The sequence below is a fragment of the Achromobacter sp. 1011791174 genome (assembly GCF_059760925.1).
In genome coordinates, this window is record NZ_JCBANH010000042.1 from 31,254 (window position 1) to 49,983 (window position 18,730).

The 18,730-nt window shown below is 67.3% G+C and carries 14 protein-coding genes and 1 pseudogene; 5 read left to right on the top strand and 10 right to left on the bottom strand.

Going from position 1 to position 18,730, the window contains the following annotated elements; genetic code table 11:
* Window positions 1–15: 15 nt before the first annotated feature.
* The 4 genes from AC6LJ5_RS16100 to AC6LJ5_RS16115 form a co-directional block, all read right to left on the bottom strand.
* Window positions 16–873: an arylamine N-acetyltransferase family protein gene (locus AC6LJ5_RS16100; RefSeq protein ID WP_498140987.1), complete on the bottom strand. Its 858-nt coding sequence runs from the start codon at window positions 871–873 to the stop codon at window positions 16–18.
* A gap of 153 nt (window positions 874–1,026) precedes the next feature.
* Complete coding sequence (locus AC6LJ5_RS16105) at window positions 1,027–1,476, bottom strand: YbaN family protein (RefSeq protein ID WP_498140988.1); 450 nt, start codon at window positions 1,474–1,476, stop codon at window positions 1,027–1,029.
* Window positions 1,476–2,066, bottom strand: a complete 591-nt coding sequence (locus AC6LJ5_RS16110; protein ID WP_498140989.1) for a biliverdin-producing heme oxygenase — start codon at window positions 2,064–2,066, stop codon at window positions 1,476–1,478. Before AC6LJ5_RS16110 ends, AC6LJ5_RS16105 begins: the two co-directional genes overlap by 1 nt.
* 69 nt (window positions 2,067–2,135) lie before the next feature.
* Window positions 2,136–5,105 carry a TonB-dependent receptor gene (locus tag AC6LJ5_RS16115; RefSeq protein ID WP_498140990.1) on the bottom strand — a complete coding sequence of 990 codons (2,970 nt, stop codon included), beginning with the start codon at window positions 5,103–5,105 and terminating at the stop codon, window positions 2,136–2,138.
* 391 nt (window positions 5,106–5,496) lie between these two features.
* Here AC6LJ5_RS16115 and AC6LJ5_RS16120 point away from each other — a divergent pair, with 391 nt between their 5' ends.
* Both AC6LJ5_RS16120 and AC6LJ5_RS16125 read left to right on the top strand, forming a co-directional pair.
* Window positions 5,497–6,036, top strand: a complete 540-nt coding sequence (locus tag AC6LJ5_RS16120; RefSeq protein WP_498140991.1) for a sigma-70 family RNA polymerase sigma factor — start codon at window positions 5,497–5,499, stop codon at window positions 6,034–6,036.
* A complete protein-coding gene (locus tag AC6LJ5_RS16125) occupies window positions 6,029–7,033 on the top strand; it encodes a FecR family protein (RefSeq protein ID WP_498140992.1) in 1,005 nt (334 codons plus the stop codon). The genes AC6LJ5_RS16120 and AC6LJ5_RS16125 overlap by 8 nt, the downstream gene beginning before the upstream one ends.
* A gap of 45 nt (window positions 7,034–7,078) precedes the next feature.
* On the opposite strand, the gene AC6LJ5_RS16130 is transcribed toward AC6LJ5_RS16125, so the two are convergent.
* Complete coding sequence (locus tag AC6LJ5_RS16130; protein WP_498140993.1) at window positions 7,079–7,960, bottom strand: LysR substrate-binding domain-containing protein; 882 nt, start codon at window positions 7,958–7,960, stop codon at window positions 7,079–7,081.
* A gap of 148 nt (window positions 7,961–8,108) precedes the next feature.
* Here AC6LJ5_RS16130 and AC6LJ5_RS16135 point away from each other — a divergent pair, with 148 nt between their 5' ends.
* The gene (locus tag AC6LJ5_RS16135; RefSeq protein WP_498140994.1) at window positions 8,109–9,227 is read left to right on the top strand and encodes an agmatine deiminase family protein; all 1,119 of its coding nucleotides are present in this window, start codon (window positions 8,109–8,111) and stop codon (window positions 9,225–9,227) included.
* A 187-nt stretch (window positions 9,228–9,414) separates the two neighbouring features.
* Window positions 9,415–10,764 (top strand): hypothetical protein, encoded by a 1,350-nt coding sequence (locus AC6LJ5_RS16140; RefSeq protein ID WP_498140995.1) that lies wholly within the window; start codon window positions 9,415–9,417, stop codon window positions 10,762–10,764.
* A 59-nt stretch (window positions 10,765–10,823) separates the two neighbouring features.
* Here the strand turns inward: AC6LJ5_RS16140 and AC6LJ5_RS16145 are convergent, their stop codons facing one another.
* From AC6LJ5_RS16145 to AC6LJ5_RS16165, 5 genes and pseudogenes are all read right to left on the bottom strand, one after another.
* The gene (locus AC6LJ5_RS16145) at window positions 10,824–12,083 is read right to left on the bottom strand and encodes an NAD(P)/FAD-dependent oxidoreductase (protein ID WP_498140996.1); all 1,260 of its coding nucleotides are present in this window, start codon (window positions 12,081–12,083) and stop codon (window positions 10,824–10,826) included.
* A complete protein-coding gene (locus AC6LJ5_RS16150; protein ID WP_498140997.1) occupies window positions 12,083–13,660 on the bottom strand; it encodes an aldehyde dehydrogenase (NADP(+)) in 1,578 nt (525 codons plus the stop codon). The genes AC6LJ5_RS16145 and AC6LJ5_RS16150 overlap by 1 nt, the downstream gene beginning before the upstream one ends.
* A gap of 72 nt (window positions 13,661–13,732) precedes the next feature.
* Entirely contained in the window at window positions 13,733–14,680 is a 948-nt protein-coding gene (locus tag AC6LJ5_RS16155) for a dihydrodipicolinate synthase family protein (RefSeq protein WP_498140998.1), read from the bottom strand.
* Between the two features lie 68 nt (window positions 14,681–14,748).
* The gene (locus AC6LJ5_RS16160) at window positions 14,749–15,675 is read right to left on the bottom strand and encodes a 4-hydroxyproline epimerase (RefSeq protein WP_498140999.1); all 927 of its coding nucleotides are present in this window, start codon (window positions 15,673–15,675) and stop codon (window positions 14,749–14,751) included.
* A gap of 96 nt (window positions 15,676–15,771) precedes the next feature.
* Window positions 15,772–17,334 (bottom strand): annotated as a pseudogene (locus AC6LJ5_RS16165) (APC family permease); the annotation flags it as partial.
* Window positions 17,335–17,742: 408 nt separating this feature from the next.
* On the opposite strand from AC6LJ5_RS16165, the gene AC6LJ5_RS16170 reads away from it, so the two are divergent.
* Window positions 17,743–18,546, top strand: coding sequence for a helix-turn-helix domain-containing protein (locus tag AC6LJ5_RS16170; protein ID WP_498141000.1), 804 nt, complete (start codon window positions 17,743–17,745; stop codon window positions 18,544–18,546).
* Window positions 18,547–18,730: the final 184 nt, after the last annotated feature.

Genomic DNA, 18,730 nt, shown 5'->3' on the forward strand with positions numbered 1-18,730 from the left:
ACGGCATGTCGGGCGCTAGCCCGCCGTCAGCTCCCCGGCAGCCGCCTGCCTGCCGCTTGCGGCGGCCCGCTCGAACAGGTCCGCCGCCTCGCCCGGCGGCAGGTCCAATCCGAAACGCTCGCGCAGGCAATCCGCCCAGGCCTGCGCATCGTCGTAGCGCCGCGTCTCGGGCGGCGCGCCCGTGTTGCCGCGCAGCGTCAACACATCGTTCACCAGCAGCTCGCGCAGGCCGGGCGCGGTGCGGCTGATGATCAGGTCGGACAGGAACACCGATTGCGGATGGCTGGACGTGTACCAGTTGCCGATCTCGAAATCGACGGCCGGCGCCGGCCGCAAGCCATACTGATAGACCGTGCTCCAGCCCTTGGCGGTCTGGAATTCCAGACTGAATTCATCCGGGCCGGCCGGCGCGATGCGGAACACGCCGTGCGGCGTTTCCTGCGGCACGTTCAGCAGGAACTCCAGCGGCGCGGTCTGCGTGGTGGACCCGAAGGCCACGTCGGAGAACCAGCTGCGCCCGTCCAGATCCACGCGCAGCAGCATGTGCGTGAGCCCTGTGCGCACGTCCGCCGGCACCTGCCAGCGCACGCGCGCGATCAGCGGCGTGACACGAAAGCCCAGTTGCTCCAGCACGGCCTGGAACAGCCTGTTGTGCTCGAAGCAATAGCCGCCGCGACCGCGCGCCAGCATCTTGTCGGCGATGCGCGCCAGATCCAGGCTGACGCCACGGCCGCTGTAGGGATCGATGTTCTCGAACGGGATGGCCTGCGGATGCAGCAGATGCAGCTGGCGCAGTACTTCCAGCGTGGGTTCTGCGGGACCGTGATAGCCGATGCGCGTGAAATAGCGTGCGAGCGGAAAGGAATCTGACATGGCGGTGGCGGGCTGGCGCGGACGTCGGGATGCCGGCAAGCATGGACAATAGCAACGGCGTCAATCTACCACACATTCAAGTAATTGCTTGAATGAAATTCACCGATCGATATTTCCCAGCGCCGTCCGCCAGCGCGGTTGAGGCGTCGGCGCTCAAGCCGGCGGCGCGGCGGGCGCCGGCCGCGACGCGATCCATCCGGCGCAGGCCGCCATGCCCATGGCCACGCCCAGGTCCAACATCCAGGACGGATGCGCGCCCCAGGCGAACAGCGCGTAGCCCAGCGCTATGCCGCCGATGGCATAGGCCTTGCCCTTGCGGCTGATCGCGCCCTGCTCGCGCCACTGCCGCAAGGGCGCGCCGAAACGCGGGTGCGTGAGCAGCCAGGCTTCCATGCGCGGCGACGAGCGCGCGAAGCAGGCCACTGCCAGGATCAGGAAGATGGTGGTCGGCATCACCGGCAACAGCGCGCCGATGATGCCCAGCGCCACCATCAGCCAGCCCAGCGCGGCCCAGGCGGCGCGCGCCAGCCGGCCAGGCTTCGCGGCGGGCCGCCGCCCTGCTTCCGGCGACGCCCGATCCGCGCCGGCCGACGGTTCTTCCATCAAGCCAGTTCCTGCTCGACATAGCCGCGCACGGCCACGAACGCGGCGCGGGCGCTGGACACGACTTCGCCCTCCTGTTCCGGCGTCAGCGGCACCGCGTCCAGCGCCGCCGCGAAGTCGCGCCAGTGCTGCGCCACGCCTTCGGGATGCGCGGCCAGGTGGCGCGCGCCGAAGTCGCGGTCCAGGCCCAGCTTGCCGGCCAGCTTGTAGAGCACGGCCGCGCCCAGCGTCGAGCCTTCGGCCACGTACAGCCAGCCCAGCGCGCCGGGCACGGCCATGCCAGCGTCGGCCGCCGGCATGGCCTCGGCCGGCGGCGCCATGCCCAGGTCGGCCAGGTCCCGCGTCACCAGACCCAAGCGGCGCCGCGCCGGCATGTCCGGCAGCAATGCCGCCAGGTCGGCGCGCGCATAGAGCGCGTCCACATCGCGCAGGAAGCGGTATTGCACGCGCAGGAATCCCGCGTAGCGCTCGCGGCTGGCGAAGATCCGCGCGCCCATGATGCGGCTGTCCAGCGAATCATGGGTGGACGTCGTGCTGGCCTTCAGACGGCGGGCGCGGCCCGCGTCGGCGTGGGGCGATAGAGTGGTCATGGTGCATCCTCGCTGGCAGAGGTGGGTGGGCCGGCAGCGGCCGGCGGAAAAGCGTGGCGGGCTTCATGGTCAGAACCTTGTCTGCATGCCCAGGAATACGGTGCGCCCGGGCGCCGGCATGAAGCTCTGCGCCAGCGGGTCGAGGTAATAGCGGTTGGTCAGGTTCTGCACGGCCAGGTTCACATCGGTGTGCTCGCGCAGCTTGTAGTTCAGGAACAGGTCGTACAGCGCGACCGAGTGGTACACCTGCTGCAGCGTGGTGGCGCCGGTCTGCCAGGGCTTGTCGGCCTTGGCGGTCGGCCCCGAGGTATAGGTCACGCGCCCGCCCACGGTCAGCGTCTCGTCGAGGAAACGCAGGCCGGCCGTCAGGTTCAGCGCCAGCCGCGGCGGGTTCTGCGTGTTGGTGTACGACCCCATGAAGCTGCCCGAGGTGCAGTTGGGCGTGTCCTGTGTCGGCCGGTAGCGGTTGGCGGCGGCGCGCAGCTTGGCGGCGAAGGCCGAATCGCAGGTCTCGGTCTTCAGGTAGTAGGTGGCCGACAGATCGGCGAACACGCGGCCGGCATCGTAATGCGACTGCAGTTCCAGGCCGCTGGTCTTGTAGCTGTCGGTATTGGTAAAACGCATCAGGCCCATCAGGCCCGGGCTGGGATCGTAGTAGCGGGTGATGTAGTTCTTGATGTTGTTGTTGAAGTACGCCACCTTCAGCCCGGCCGTGTCGCGGTCGGTGAACACGCCCTGGCGCAGCGTGCTGGCGCCGACTTCCCAGCTGCTGGAGCGTTCCGGCTTGAGGCTCTTGCCCGGGTCCACCTGCAAGGTGCCGCGACTGGTCTCGAACAGCGAGGGCATGCGCAAGCCCTGCGTGTACGAGGCGTAGACGAAGGTGTCCGGGATCAGCTCGAAGTTGAAGCCCACCGACGGCGAGAAGCCGCCGCCGCTGCTGCGCCGCCTGCCCTCATAGCGATAGCCCTGGACCATGTTGACGACGCGCTCATCCTCGACTTCCGTAGCGGTCGCGCCATAGTCGTTGTAGTTGACGCCTTCGAAGGGGTTATTGGTGTCCGTGTAGACGATGCCGTTGTTCAAGCGGGGATCCGTCGCGGCCGTGTACTGGCCGTTGCGGTCCGGATACCAGGACAGGTAGCCATAGTCGCGCGGCTTGCTCACCGTGATGAAGCGCATGGCGCGGTCCTCGCGCCGGGCGATGGCGCGGGTGCCGTTGTCCTCGACGCTGAAATGCGTGTAGCGGCCGCCGGTCCACAGCGTCAGCTTGTCCACAGGCTTGTATTCCAGCTTGCCGTTCAGGCTGAATTCCTGGCGCTTGGCGTCGCGCAGCGTGCGGTTGGCGTTGATGTCGTTCTGCGTGATCACCACGCCCTTCTGCGGGCGTATGTCTTCCATCTGGAACGAACCGCCCAGGTCCAGCTTGAAATCGCCCACGCCGGTCGAAAAGCGCGAGACGTTGCCCAGGTCGCCGCCGATGCGGCGGTTGGCCTGGCGGGTCCAGTTGCGATCCGAGCGGTAGGCCTGCGAGGTCGGCGCCGTCACCGAGGTCAGCAGGCTGGTCGAGGCATCCGTCAGCCACAGGTTGGCCGTCACGTCCACCAGCGGATTACCGGCGGGCAGGTAGTGGTAGCGCGCCGTGTAGGTATCGATCTTGGTTTGGCTCAACGGATACTGGTAGATGCCCGCCGTGCCCAGGCGAAAGATGTCCGACGGCATGATCTCGCCGTTGCGCCCGTCATAGCGGCGGTAGCCCAGTTCGAGCGCGTGGCCGTCCGCCGGCCGGATGGTGGCCTTGAGCAGCACGGACTCCGTCTTGTAGGACGAGTTCAGCACTTCCTCGCCCGGCTTGTAGACCTTGGCCACAGTGGACTCTTCATAGCCGTAGCGGTCGAAGCTGCGGTAGCGCTCCCAGCCCTTCACGCCGGTGATGTAGTTGCCCTGGTTGCGGCGCGCGTAGGCGGCCACGAGATCCAGGCGCTCATTGGTATAGGCCAGCGCCACGCTGCCGGACTTGGCCTGCGAGCCGAACAGGCTGCCGCGCCCGACGTGCGGCGCTGTCTCCAGATTTTCAGCTTCGCGGCCCGGCGCGGCCGCCATGCCGGTCCGGCGTTCGGGCGCCACGCCGTTGTTCCAGACATCGCCCTTGAGCCGCATGCCGAAGCTGTTGCCGTCCACCAGGATGTCCTTGACCCCGAGGGTGCGCATCTCCACCGTGCCGCCGATGGCGCCGGACTTCAGCGTCGGCCCCTTGTTGATGGTGACATCGCTGATCAGGTCCGGGTCGATATAGCTGCGCTGCTGCGTGCCGGCATAGCCCCGGTACACATTCAATGCCTGCTCGGCGCCGTCGATCTGCACCGCCACGCGGCTCTGGCCCTGCACGCCGCGGATGTTGACGTCCAGCGCGCCGCCATTGCGGCTGTCACCCACCTGCACGCCCGGCACGCCCTTGAGCAAATCGGCCGGCGACACGCCCCGGCCAAAGCGGTCCAGGTCCTTGCCGGACAGATACACCGACGAACGCGGCGCCGTGTAGACCTCTTTCTCCGGCTCGGGCGGCCCTTCGGCCGTGACCACCACCGAGGGCAGCGGGATGGCGTCGGCCGAGGCCCGGGACGCCGCCGCCAGCGCATAGCTGCCATCCGCGCGCGGCAGCAGCCGCAGGTCGGTGCCCGCCAGCAGCCGGCGCAATCCACCACTGACCGTGTAGCGCCCCGCCAGCGCCGGCGCGTTCAACCCGCGCGTGAGCGCCGGATCGAAGGACAGCAGCAGCCCGGACTGGCTGGCGAACGCGCCCAGCGCCGCGCCGAGCGGCCCGGCCGGCACGTCGTAGCTGCGCAGCTGTGTGTCGTCGAGCTGCGTGGCGGGCGTGCCGGACGCGCCCGGTGCGGCTTCGGCCGCTAGCGCAACGCCCGTTGGCAGCATGGCGATGCTTGTCGCGGGCAGGCCCGCCAGCGCGCAGCGCAGCGCCAGGGCCAGCGGACGCAGGCGGCGCGGGGATCGGGAAGAACGGGGAAGATGACGTGCGGGGGACATGCTTTTCCTATCTCGTCGGGTCTGGAGCCGACGCCAAGCGCAGGCTTTCAGCTCCTCTGCCGCACGAGATCGGAAAAGGGATACGTTTTCCGGAAAAAAACTTTTCGCGCGCAATACGCGGGTCGACAAGGCGGCTCCGGCGGACACGGCCTTGGCCCGGTGCGCGCCCCCGCGCCGCGCGGCCGAGGCATGACGACCGCGCGGCGCCAGGGCCATTCGGCCCCTGCGGCATCCATCGCGAGCAACGCGCCGGCAATCGCGCATGGCTGGCTCTCCGTATTGCGAATCACCCAAACTTTAATGATAATGGTTTTTATTTATTACTCAAGCAGCCGCCCGCCCAGTCGCCGGCGCGGCCGTTTCCTTCGCTCCACGCAAGACCGTCCCGAACATGCACGCCCCCAGCCCGCCGCAGCCCTGCGCAGAGCGCGACCGCATCGCCGCCCTGTACATCGAGAACCATGCCTGGCTGCGCGGCTGGCTGGCCTACCGGCTCAATTCCTGGGGCCGCGGCGCGGCCGAAGACCTGGCGCACGACACCTTCCTGCGCATCCTGTCCAGCCGCGCCGGCGCGCCGCGCGAAGCGATCCAGCAGCCGCGCGCCTATCTCACCACCGTGGCCAAGGGCGTGCTGGTCAGCTGGATGCGCCGGCAGACGCTGGAGCGCGCCTGGCTCGACGCGCTGGCCGCCCTGCCCCAGCCGCAGCATCCCTCGCCCGAGCAGCAAAGCGTCATCCTGGAAACCCTGCACGAGATCGACGCCATGCTGGACACGCTCAAGCCGCGCGTGAAGCAGGCCTTCCTGATGGCCACGCTGGACGGCATGAAGCAGCAGGAGATCGCCCAGGCGCTGAACATGGCCGTGCCCACGGTCAAGAGCTACATCCGCAAGGCCTACCTGGCCTGCCTGAGCCTGATGCCCGATGAATGACGCCGCCCGCGCCGCCGCCGGCATCCGCGCGCCGCGCGATCTGCCGCCCCTGGCCCCGCGCATCCTTGAAGAAGCCGCGTCCTGGCTGCTGCAGATGCAGGACGGGCCGCTGCCGCCGGCCCGCCAGGCCGAGTTCGAACGCTGGCGCGCGCACAGCGCCGAGCACCAGCGCGCCTGGCGGCGCGCCGAACGGCTGCTGGCCCGCATCGGCCTGCTGCCCCCCGCGCTCGCGACGCGCACGCTGAACCGCCCGCCCCTGGCCGGCCGCCGCGCCGCGCTACGCGCCCTGGCCCTGCTGCTCGCGGCCGCGCCGCTGGGCTGGCTGTCGTGGCGCCATCCGTTCTGGCGCGACTGGCTGGCCGCCGACTACGTCACCGCCATCGGCGAACGCCTGGACATCAGGCTGGAAGACGGCGCCGAGGTCGCGCTCAATACCGACACCGCGCTGGACCTGCGCTACGACGACAGCCAGCGCCTGCTGCGCCTGCGCCGCGGCGAGATCTACATCCGCACCGCCGCCGACACGCGCGCGCCGCCGCGCCCCTTCCTGGTGCAGACCGACGATGGCCTGCTGCTGGCGCTGGGCACGCGCTACAGCGTGCGCCAATACCCGGGCTACACCGAACTTGCCGTGTACGAAGGCGCCGTGCAGATCCACCCCGACGGCGCCGACGTGGCGCCGGGCGCGAACATCATCGGCGCCGGCCGGCGCGCGCGCTACACGCGCCAGCGCATCGAGGCCATCGACGCCGCGAGCGAAGCCGCGCTGGCCTGGCGCAAAGGGCTGCTGATCGCCGACGACATGCCCGTGGACCTGTGGGCGCGCGAGCTGGCGCGCCATGGCCGCGAGACCATCGAGGTGGACGCCGGCGCAAGCGCGCTGCGGATCTCGGGCGCCTTCCCCATCGACAACATCCCGCAAGCGCTGGACATGCTGGCGCAGACCTACCGCCTGCGCACCCGGCGCGAAGGCATGCGCGTGCGCATCAGCCGTTGAAAGCCGACCGCCCCGCGCGCCGGGCCGACCATCGACGGCCGCGCATCAGCCGCCAGACGCCGGCGCCTCCGGCACGCCCAGCGCCGCGCACAGCCAGCCGCAGAACGCCCGCGCCAGCGGATCGTCCTGACTGTCGCGATGCACCAGCCAGGCCCAGTTCGGACCGCGCACGGTCTGTTCCGTCATCGCGGTCAGCGTGCCCTCGTCACGCCAGCGCTCGGCCAGCAGGGCGCTGACCAGCGCCATGCCCAGCCCCTCGCGCGCCGCATCCAGCAGCAGCCCCGGATCGGAAAAATTCATGCCCTGCGCGCGCTGGCCCACATCGGCCCCGCCTTGCGTCTCCCAGTGGCTCCAGTCCATCTCGCGCTCGCCATGCAGCGTGGCCAGCGCCCCCGCGCCCGGCGCGAGCCGGCGCGGATGGCAGGCCGGATACAGGCGGTCCTCGACCAGCACGCGAAACGCGCAATCGGCCTGCGGCGCCAGATCGTCGCGCAGCGCGATGTCCACCGTCTGCGTTGCCATGTCCGGCGGCGCGTCGCTGGTATAGAGCCACAGATCGGCCTCGGGCCGCGCGGCGCGGAATGATTCCAGCCTGGGCATCAGCCAGTGGCGCGCGAAGGCCGGGCTGGCGTTCACGATCAATTGATTGGGCTTGCGGTACTGGTCCAGCCGGCGGATGCCCGCCGCCAGTTGCCGCAGCATCGCCTGCGTGGTGCCCAGCAGATCCCAGCCCGCGTCGGTCAGCGACACCGCCCGCCCCTGCCGGAAAAACACCGGCTGGCCCAGGTAGGCCTCCAGACTGCGCACCTGCTGGCTGATGGCGGACTGCGTCACGTGCAGTTCTTCCGCCGCCTTGTGGAAACTGCCCAGCCGGGCGGCCGCCTCGAAGCCGCGCAACACGTTCAAGGGAGGCCAGTGTTTCAACATATCGATAAGCCTTGCTAATCAGTATTCCGCTAAATATATCGCTTGTCCGCGTGTTTTCCCGGGAAATACACTGGCGTTCGAAGGTTACGCGCCCTTTTTCCATCAACAAGCATTTTTAATCGATCCGTACTGATACCAGGAGCCCCGCGTGACGACCCGCCGCCTATTCCTCCAACATTCCGCCCTGCTGCTTGGGGCGCAAGCCGTGCCGCTGGGCCTGGCCTTCCACACCCCGGCCGCCCGCGCCGCCGTCAAGGGCTGGCACATGGCCGAAGAGAACGCGCCACAGGCGCGCGCCTTCATCGCCTTCGGCGCCCAGCCAGCCATCTGGGAGGACGACACGCCCGACGTGCAGGCCGCTCTGGGCCGCATCGCCCGCGCCATCGCCGCCTTCCAGCCCGTCACCGTGTACTGCCGGCCCGAGGAACGGCGCCTGGCCGAACACCATTGCGACGCGGCCCGCGTCCGCTTCGAGGAAGCGCCGCTGGACGATATCTGGATACGCGACATCGGCCCGGTCTTCCTGGCCGACGGTCAGGGCAGCGTGGCCGGCGTGGACTTCAACTTCAACGGCTGGGGCGACAAGCAGCGCCACGGCGCCGATTCCCGCCTGGCCAAGACCATGTGCGACGGCCTGGACATCGACCACCTGCGCAGCGATCTGGTCGGCGAAGGCGGCGGCATCGAGACCGACGGCCTGGGCACGGCCATCATGACCGAGAGCAGCTGGCTCAACGACAACCGCAATCCGCGCTGGACCAAGGCCGAGATCGAGCAGGCGTTGGCGCAAGACCTGGGCTTTCGCAAGATCATCTGGCTGCCCGGCATCAAGGGCCGGGACATCACCGACGCCCATGTCGACTTCTATGCCCGCTTTGCCCGCCCCGGCGTGGTCGTCGCCAACCTGGACATGGATCCGGATTCCTACGACTACGAACTGACGCGCAAGCACCTGGACATCCTCAAGCGCAGCACCGACGCCGACGGCAAGCCGCTGGACATCCACACCCTGCCGCCGCCGCAGAACCCGCGCCGCAGCCGCTTCCTGCGCGACAACCCCGATTTCGCCGCCGGCTACATCAACTACTTCGTCATCAACGGCGCCGTCATCGCGCCCGAGTTCGGCGACGCCAAGGCCGACGCCCATGCGCGCGAACTGCTGGAACGGCTGTATCCGGGGCGCAAGGTGGTGCAGCTGAACATCGACGCCATCGCGTCGGGCGGCGGCGGGATCCATTGCGTGACGAATCAGATGCCAGCGGCGTAGATGCGCGAGCCGCGCTGGCCAACGAAACAGGCGGCACGACGGCGGGCACGGCCGGGCTGAGCGTCCGGCCCCGCTGGAACCCTTTTCGGGTTGCGGCCACCCAGCGTTCCGATGCCCGTGATTCCCCGCCGCCACGCCGTCGATTTCCGGGCGCCCCATTACCTTGCCACGCCCGGAGAAACACGCCTTGAGCATCGACGTCGCCCAGCGCCATCCGGCCTACTCCCTGAGTCCGTCGAGACTCGGACGCATTTTCCAGGCCAAGTCCGAACAAGACGCTTCGGCCATGACCTTGCTGGACAGGATCATCGACTACGTTTTCCGGGGCAATGCAAAACGGGACAGCATCCGGAACGTCTATGCCATCGTCGCTGCCCAGCGCGACGCCCCCATCGCTGACGCGGAGCCTGCCCGCATCAGCGCCTTCCTGCTGCTGCGAGGCATGGCGCTGCCCCGGTATCGGGACATGTTCGAACTGAATCTGACGGAACATCCCAACGGAACCTGCGACTACGCCTTGATCATCGACGGCCAGACACTGCACGCGGGGCGCGATATCCATGATCAGCAAGAGATCGCCCGCCTGCGCCAGGCTGGCCAGCGCATGAAGGTGGACGACCATCTGCTGAGCCTGCAGCAGCACGAGGACTACGCCATGAGCCTCATCCCGAGCGGCGAACCGTTGTCCATCAAGCAAGGAACATCGCGCGATTGCTCCGCACTGGCTGTCATGATCGGCGCCCTGTCTAGCCCCATCGTGCAAGAGAGCATCCTGAACTCGGCCGAAGTCACCGAGCGCGGGGCGCTTCGGCTGACGTTCAACGCCAATATCCATTCCCCCATGGGCAGGCAGAGGCTGCTGCGGGGCGAGCCCCGGGAGACCCTGGAAAAGGTGCTGGCTGATCGGCCTGAGATGCGCAACCTGAAGAAAAAGGGATATGCGCTGGCATTGGAGAACGGCCGGCTGCTGGTCGACATTTCCCCGTCCAGGCTGAGGCGGATCATCAACCATCCCCGTTCTGCCAGCACGAATTCGCTGATGGTCAAGATTCTTGAGCATCTGGCAGGCAACCTGATGCAAAACGGACAAAGCCCGCTGCGTTCAAACCGTGACTCCATCGACGCGCACAACCAAAGATCCGACGACTACGATCCCCTGATCGGCAACCTGCTGGGCTACGGCACCGCGTTCATGTATGGTCCGACAAATACCGAGGGCTTGTCGATGATCCTCGAGCAAGCCGCCGCCAGGGAATGCTGCCTGGAAGACGGCAGCCCCAGATTCCTGATCGTGGCATGCGCATACGGTCAGCCTGATCGGTTTGGCCACATCCGCAGCCGTCACGCGTTCGTGCTGGATAGCGTCGGCTACGACATGACCGGCAAGGCCGTGTCGATGACCCTGGTCAATCCCTGGAAAAGCCTGGGCGAGAAAGTAGTCCTGACGCTGGACGAGGCCATGAAGCGGAATGTCGCCTTCGCCGAATATGCACGGCGCGGCACGCCGCTAGACCCTCGCATACCCATGTTGCCTTGACGCGGTTTTGCGCTCGCGCGACGGACGATGGCCCACGAGCCCGCGCATCACATCAAGAATCACGTGAACCGGTCCAACCGATAGCGGGACAGATCGCGCAAGGAAGGCACGGCGGGCCCCGCGACAGGCATGGCCAGTCCCGCGATCAGCTCGGCGGTGACCGCCGCCTGCGTCAGGCCCAGGTGCTGGTGGCCAAAGGCCAGCAGCACCCGGCCTGCGCAAGCCACGTCGATCACCGGGAGCGAATCAGGCAAGGAAGGCCGGAACCCCATCCACGGCGTGGCGTCGCGGGCATCCAGGTCATGCTCGAACAGGCCCTTGCTTAGCCGATGCAGTTGCCACGCGCGCGCCATCGCCGGGGGCCGCGTCAGGCCGGCGAACTCGACGGTGCCCGCCAGCCGCAGTCCGCCGGACAGCGGCGTCATGATGAACCGGCGCTCGAATGACGTGACCGCGAACGGCAGCCGGCCGTGTTCGTGCGGCAGCATCAGGTGATAGCCTCGCTCCGTGTCCAGCGGAACGCGCTGACCGGTCAAGCGGGCTGTGAGCGACGCCGAATGCGCGCCACACGCGATCAGCACCCGGCGAGCGCTCAAGCCGCCGCCACTGCCATGCAGAACCACGCCGTCGTCAGACAGGCGGCCATCGCCGATGTCCTGCTTCAGAAAGCGCACGCCACTGGCCCTGGCTGCCACGACGAGATCCCGAACCACCTGGTGCGGGTCGATGAAATGGCCTGTCGCGGGAAAAAACAGGCCGCCGAGCAGATGCCGGCTCATCAAGGGCGCCGCCTCGCCCACCTCGGCCGCGTTCCAGTGATCCGCCGGCACACCCTGATCGCGCATGCGCGCCAGCAGCCCCTCGACCGCCGCGCGGGAGTCCTGACGCTCGTAGACCAGGAGCGAGCCCTCTTCCTTGAGCAGGTCCGGACGATCGATGGAACGCAGCAGCCGTTGCCACGCCGCCAGGCTGCATTCGTTGAGCGCGCGCAAACCCGCCACGCTGCGCCGATATGGCGCCGGACGCAGATTCAGCAGCAGGCGGGTGAACCACGGCAGCGCGCGAGGCAGGTACTTCCAGTCCAGGCGCAGCGGCCCCATGGGATCCATCAGCATGGCGGGCAAGCGCTTGATGATGGACAGGTCGGCAATCGGAAACACCTGCTCGGTCGCCAGATGCCCGGCATTGCCATAGGACGCGCCCAGGCCCGGCTCCTGCCTGTCGACCACGACCACGCGCGCACCCCGGCGCGCCAGCGCCAGGGCGCAGGCGACGCCCACGATGCCCGCGCCCACCACGACGATGTCTTCAGCGGACATCATGCTTCCCGCTGACCGTCGAGCAGACGGCGCAGCTTCAAGGGATTGGCAAAGGCCAGCGAGGCCGGCAGCAGGCTGTCGGGAAAGTCCTGGTAGCAGACCGGCCGCAGGAACCGCTGCATGGCCGCCGTGCCGACCGAGGTGGCGCGCGCATCGGACGTGGCCGGGAAAGGTCCGCCATGCACCATGGCTGGCGCGACCTCGACGCCCGTGGGCCAGCCATTGACGAGCAGCCGGCCCGCCTTGCGCTCCAACGTCGGCACCAGCGTCCGCGCGGCGGGGAGATCCGCCTCGTCCAGGTGCAGCGTTGCCGTCAGCTGGCCCTCGAGCCGCTCCGCGACTTCGCGCAACGCCTCATCGCTGCCGCACTGCACGACCAGCGAGGCGGCGCCGAACACTTCCTCTTGCAAGCGCGGATCGACCAGGAAGTCCTCGGCCCGCGCGACAAACAGATGCGCCTGGCCTTGATTGGGGCCGAGGCTTTCCGCACCGCGCATGACCAGCCTGGCCTTGCCATTGCCGGCCAGCGCACGCACGCCCGCCACATAGGCCCGGTGGATGGCGGGCGTGAGCATCGTCTGCGCCGGGCTGCGTTCAAGCAGCCGGGCCGCCTCGGCCAGGAAGCGATCCAGTGGCTCGCCCTGCCTGGCGATCAGCAGGCCCGGGTTGGTGCAGAACTGGCCCGCGCCCTGCGTCAGCGAGCCCACGAAGCCCTGCGCCAAGGCCGCGCCGCGGGCCGCCAGCGCCGCCGGAAACAGGAAGACCGGATTGATCGAACTCATTTCGGCGTAGACGGGAATGGGCTCCGGGCGAGCACGTGCCGCATCGATCAACGCGGCGCCGCCCGCGCGCGAGCCGGTGAAGCCCACCGCCTTGACGCGCGGATCGGTCACCAGGGCGATGCCCACCTCGTGGCCGGCCCCGTACAGCAGGGAGAACACGCCGTCGGGCAGCCCGGATAGCCGGACGGCGCGCGCCACGGCGCGGCCCACCAGTTCGCTGGTGCCGGGGTGCGCGCCATGCGCCTTCACGATCACGGGACAGCCGCTGGCCAGGGCGGACGCGGTATCCCCGCCCGCCACCGAAAACGCCAGCGGAAAATTGCTGGCGCCGAACACCGCGACGGGCCCCAGCGCAATCTGCCGTTGCCGCAAGTCGGCGCGCGGCAAGGGCTGGCGATCGGGCTGCGCCGGATCGACCCGCACATCGAGCCATTCGCCCGCCCTGACGACCTGGGCGAACAGGCGCAATTGCTGGCAGGTCCGGCCTCTCTCGCCCTGGATGCGGGCGCGAGGCAGGCCGGTCTCCGTCGATGCGCGCTCGATCAAGGCGTCGCCCAGCGCCTCGATTTCATCGGCGATGGTTTCAAGAAAGCGGGCGCGGACCTCCGGAGCCGTCTCTCGATAGCGGTCGAACGCCGCCCAGGCCAGCGCGCAGGCCTGTTCGACCTGCTCGCGCCCGCCGCCGGCGTAGCCGGGCGCCAGGACCTCATCGGTCGCGGGATTGATCGCGTGGATTGCGTCACGGTTTCCGGCAATGGCCTGCCCGCCGATGAGCATGTCGCCTGTCAATGTCATGGGATTTCCTGATGCAACTGATGTACCGATGCCGCCGGCCGCGCGCGGCGCGGCCGGTCATGAAGGGAAAGATCAGCCCAGGCGCTGCTCGGCCGACCACTGCGCGTACCACTGGCGGAACAGCGCATACTGACTCTCGACATAACGGCGCTGCGCCGCGCTCAGCGCGTCGGTCTCGTTGAAATGCAGGGCGTATTCCCGGTCGCCGTTGAGCACCAGCAGATACTTGTAATAGAGCACCAGGTCGCAACCCTCGTCGAACGATGACAACACCTGCAGGGCCTCGGAAAGCTCAAGCGCCTGACGGCGGGCCAGGGCATCGCCCCGGGCGGCCCGCTTGCTCAACTCGACCAGCTGCAACACCTCCCGGGGCAAGGCATTGCCGATGCCGGTGATCGCGCCCGTCGCGCCGCAATTGATGAAACCATGAGCGACCTGGGTATCGACCCCCGCCATCAGGATCACCTCATCGTCCTGGGACGTGATGAACTCGGCGGCGTAGCGCATGTCCTGGGCGCCGCCGAACTCCTTGAAGCCGATCAGGTTCGGATGCTTGCCCCGCAGCTTGAAGAACAAATCGGCGCGGGTGGCGAAGCCATAGTAGGGACTGTTGTAGATCACCGCCGGCAGCTGCGGCGCGGCATCCAGAATGGCCGAGAAATGGGCCTCCTGAGCGACCAGGGACGCGCCGCGCGACAGCACGCGCGGAATCACCATCAGGCCGTGGGCGCCAACCCTGGCGGCATGCGCCGCATGCGCGACGGCCGCGCGCGAATTCACCGCGCCCGTGCCCACGATGGTCGGGATCCCCGCCGCCACCAGGCGGGCCACGCCTTCCTGGCGTTCGGCATCGGTCAGCAAGGGCCAGTCGCCCATAGAACCGCAGTAGACGACCGCGCTCATGCCGACGTCGATCAGCTCGCGGCCCTTGCGCACCAGGGCGTCGAAGTCCGGCTTGCGATCGGCGGTGCAGGGAGTCATCAGGGCCGGAATGGTGCCGGTGAAAATATTGTCGCTCATGGAACTTCCTTGAAATCGATTCAGGGGAACGAGGGAAAGCCGCCGCGTGGGCGGCCAGGAGTACAGGATCAGATTCCCCAGGCGAAGGGATCCTGTTCGTCGATCAGCAAGGTGCTGTCGGCGGTCATGTAGGCACGGCCGGTGATGAAGGGGCGGATACGCTCGCCCAGCCATTCGTAGCGCCCCTCGAACCGGCTGCCCGTGATGCTCGCCTGCACCCAGCGCTGGCCCGGGGCCAACTTGCCGTCGGCCGCCAGGCAAGCCAGCTTGGCGCTGGTGCCCGTGCCGCAAGGCGAGCGGTCGTAGGCCTTGCCCGGACACATCACGAAATTGCGGCTGTCGGCCTGCTCGTCGTCGGCGAACAACTCGATGTGATCGATCAATGCGCCGTTCTCGCCGCGTATGCCCTGCGCTTCCAGGGCGCCCAGCATCTTCCATGTGAGGTCGGTCAGCCGCTCCACATTGCCCAGCCGCAAGTCCTCGCCATGCCCGGACACCAGGAAGAACCAGTTGCCGCCCCAGGCGACATCGCCGGTGAACCGGCCATATCCCGGCACGTCCACCGAAACCTGCTGGCGATGGCGGTACGAGGCCACATTGGCAATGGTGACCGCCCCGTCCTCATGCAGCGTCGCGCTGACCTGCCCGACCGGCGTGTCGATCCGGTGCTCGCCCGGCGCGATCCTGCCCAGGTGCCGCAACGACGCCACCAGACCTATCGTGCCGTGGCCGCACATGCCCAGATAGCCGGCGTTGTTGAAGAAGATCACACCGCACACGGCATCCTGCGACACCGGCTCGCAACACAGCGCGCCGACCAGCACATCGTTGCCGCGCGGCTCCAGCAGGCAGGCGCGGCGCCACTGATCGTATTGCTCGCGCAGCGCGTCACGCTTCTCGGCCATCGTGCCGCCCGCGAGCACGGGAAACCCGTCAATGATCAGGCGGGTGGGCTCGCCGCCTGTGTGGGAATCAATCACGCGTACTTGTTTCATCATTTCATCCTCTACCCGCTGCGCTCAGGACGCGGAACCCGCGACTACGACATCCGCCGGACGACGGATCGCGACCGGCTCGGTTTCGCTTTCCGCCTCGTCGCCTTCCAGGCGCACCAGGCGGCTGGGCACGCCCGTGGCCGCGCCCCAGTAATAGACGGCCAGCGCGCAGACGGCCACCACCAGCGTGTCAAACGGATGCGAGATCAACCCGATGCCCCCGAAGCTGCCCAGCCAGGACAGCAGGATGGTGATCGCGTAGAAGCCAATCAGCCAGGCGGAAGAACGGACCTGCTGGGCAATGGAGAGATGATCGGTCGGCACCAGGCGCCGGCACAGCAGGTAGATGCCGAACATCAGGATCTGCAGGCCCAGCAGCCAGGACACGGTCGCCCAGCCGGACCAGTAGACGATCAGGGCGGCGATGATGAAGGACACCGGCCCCAGCACGGCGAAGCCCTTGACCCGGAACGGACGCGGCATGTCCGGCGCATTGCGGCGCAAGGCCGCGACGGACACGGGCGCGACGGCGTAGCTCAGCACCAGGGCGGCGGAAACGACGTTGATCAGCGCCTCCCATGACGGAAACGGCATGGTCCAGAACACCGCCAGGCCGAAGGTCAGCCAGAGCGCGGGGCGCGGGATTCCCGACTTCTCGTCGATGCGGGTGAAGACCTTGAAGAAGGTGCCGGTGCGCGCCCAGCCATAGACCACGCGGGGCGTGGCGTTCATGTAGATGTTGCCGCAACCGCTGGGGGAAATCACCGCATCGGCCACCACCATGTAGGCCAGCCAGCCCACGCCCAAAATCAGCGCGATGTCACGATACGGCAGGGAAAACTGCTTGCTGACGGCGGCCCATCCGCCGGCCAGCATGTCCGCCGGAATGCTGCCCAGAAACGCCACCTGCAGCAGCACATAGATCGCGGTCGACAGCAGCACGGACAGGATCAGGGCGATCGGAATCGTGCGCTGGGGATTGCGCACCTCGCTCGCCACCGAAATGATCGGCGTCAGGCCCAGATAGGCAAAGATGATGCCGCCGGCCGACACGGCCATTTCGATTCCCGACATGCCGAACGGCGCGAATCCGTGCATCGTGAAATTGTCGGGCTTGAAGAACGAGAACAGCACGCCCATCACCAGCAAGGGCACGATGAACTTGAAAATGCTGATCAGATTGTTGGACTTGGCGAAGGTCTTGACGCTGGAATAATTGAGCCAGAAGAACAGGCCCAGCAGCGCGAATTGCAGCAGCCAGCCCAGCACCGTCGGATTGCTGCCGCCGGCCTGCGTCAGGCTGGGAAACCAGGCCGCCGCGTATTGCCGGGCGGCCACAACCTCGATGGCGATCAGGCTGGAGAACGCGATCAGCGTGATGAATCCCATCAGATAGCCCAGCAGCGGCCCATGGGAAAACACCGGATAGCGCACGACGCCGCCCGCCCGCGGCAGCGCGGCGCCCAGCTCGCAATAGACGATGCCCAGCAACAGCACGGCGAACCCGCCCAACAGCCAGGAGAGAATCCCCGCCGGCCCCGCGATGCTGGACACATGGCTGGCCGCGAACAGCCAGCCCGAGCCGAATATGGCGCCCAGCCCGATGAATGTTAGATCCGTCAGCGACAGCTGCTTCTTGAATTTTCCGAGGCCTGACATGGTGTCTCCTGTTTTGATTATTGGAGTGAACGGGCAATGTCAATCACGCGCCAAGCCGAACAGCGGCCCCCATGGAAACCGGGCTGAACCACTTGGCCGCAGAGCTCCTTGCGCTGCCTCCGGATGCAGCCCTCTGCGATAGCGGGACGATAGAACCGCCGCCGCCTTGGATCTTGATGTTTGTCGTCCTCGGCATGACGATGTTTGCATAGTCGGCGTCAGGGTTTATCCTCATTTGGCACATGGTCGCTACCCATGCAAGCCGCTTGAATTCGCGGTGTTCCCCCTGGAAATAGCGGCAATGGCTGCCTCGAAATTGCCTTGCAGGCGACAGCGCGGCGTCTGATAATTTCCCAGCCTCGCAAGTCGAATTCCGCACACCAATAGACCTGGATACCGAGACAGCCCATGCACAGTCTGATAAGCCTGCTGGACCAGAACGGGGGCAAGGGAAACCTGGTGGACATGGAGCAGATGCTGGCGGGGATCGTTCCACTGGCCCCTGTCCTGGACGCCATTCCCACCGCGGTGATCTTCATCAAGGATGCCAAGGCGCGCTATCTGTTCGCCAACCGCACGCTGGTGCAGCGCTGCGGCGTCAAGCGGCTGGACTTTCTACTGGGCAAGACGAGCGTCGAAGTCTTTCCCGAACAGCTGGGGGCCGCCTATACGGAACAGGACGAACGCGTCCTGAAACTCGGCATCGCGCTGGAAGAGCAGCTGGAACTGCATCTGTTCGGCAGCCGCGAACCCGGCTGGTGCATCACGCACAAGCGCCCGATTTTCAATCGCAACGAACAGATCATCGGATTGGTCGGCATATCCAGCGACCTGCAATCGGCCAGCGACTCGGACCCGGCCTACCAGCGGATGGCGGCGGTGGATCGCTATATCCGGGAGAATTTCAGCCGGCCCGTGACCATGGAAGCCTTGACCCAGGTCGCGGGGATTTCCACCGCCCAGCTGGAACGGTGCTGCAAGCGGATCTTCCATCTGACGCCCAGGCAGATGATCCACAAGGTCCGCCTGGAACATGCGCACTATCTGCTGGACACCGGGGTCACGATCACCGAGATCGCCATGCAGTGCGGCTACGCCGACCACAGCGCATTCACCCGGCAGTTCAAGATACTGACCGGGTTTACGCCCAGCCAGTACCGCGAGGCGATACGCAGGAAGAAAAGGCCCGCCGGGATGGATCGTAAGAACTGAAAATCCTGCTTTCCAATTCCTGCATTGCGATTACTGCCCCCTAGCAGTATCGGACTTATCTCATTTACCCGCACGGCCCATGCTGGGTACGATCCGCGCACTTTTCCCCTCCTGCCAGGAAGCGCGCAGATGCACTCATCGATCCCGGACGATCCCACCCAGCCCGGCCTGGCCGGCTTCCCGC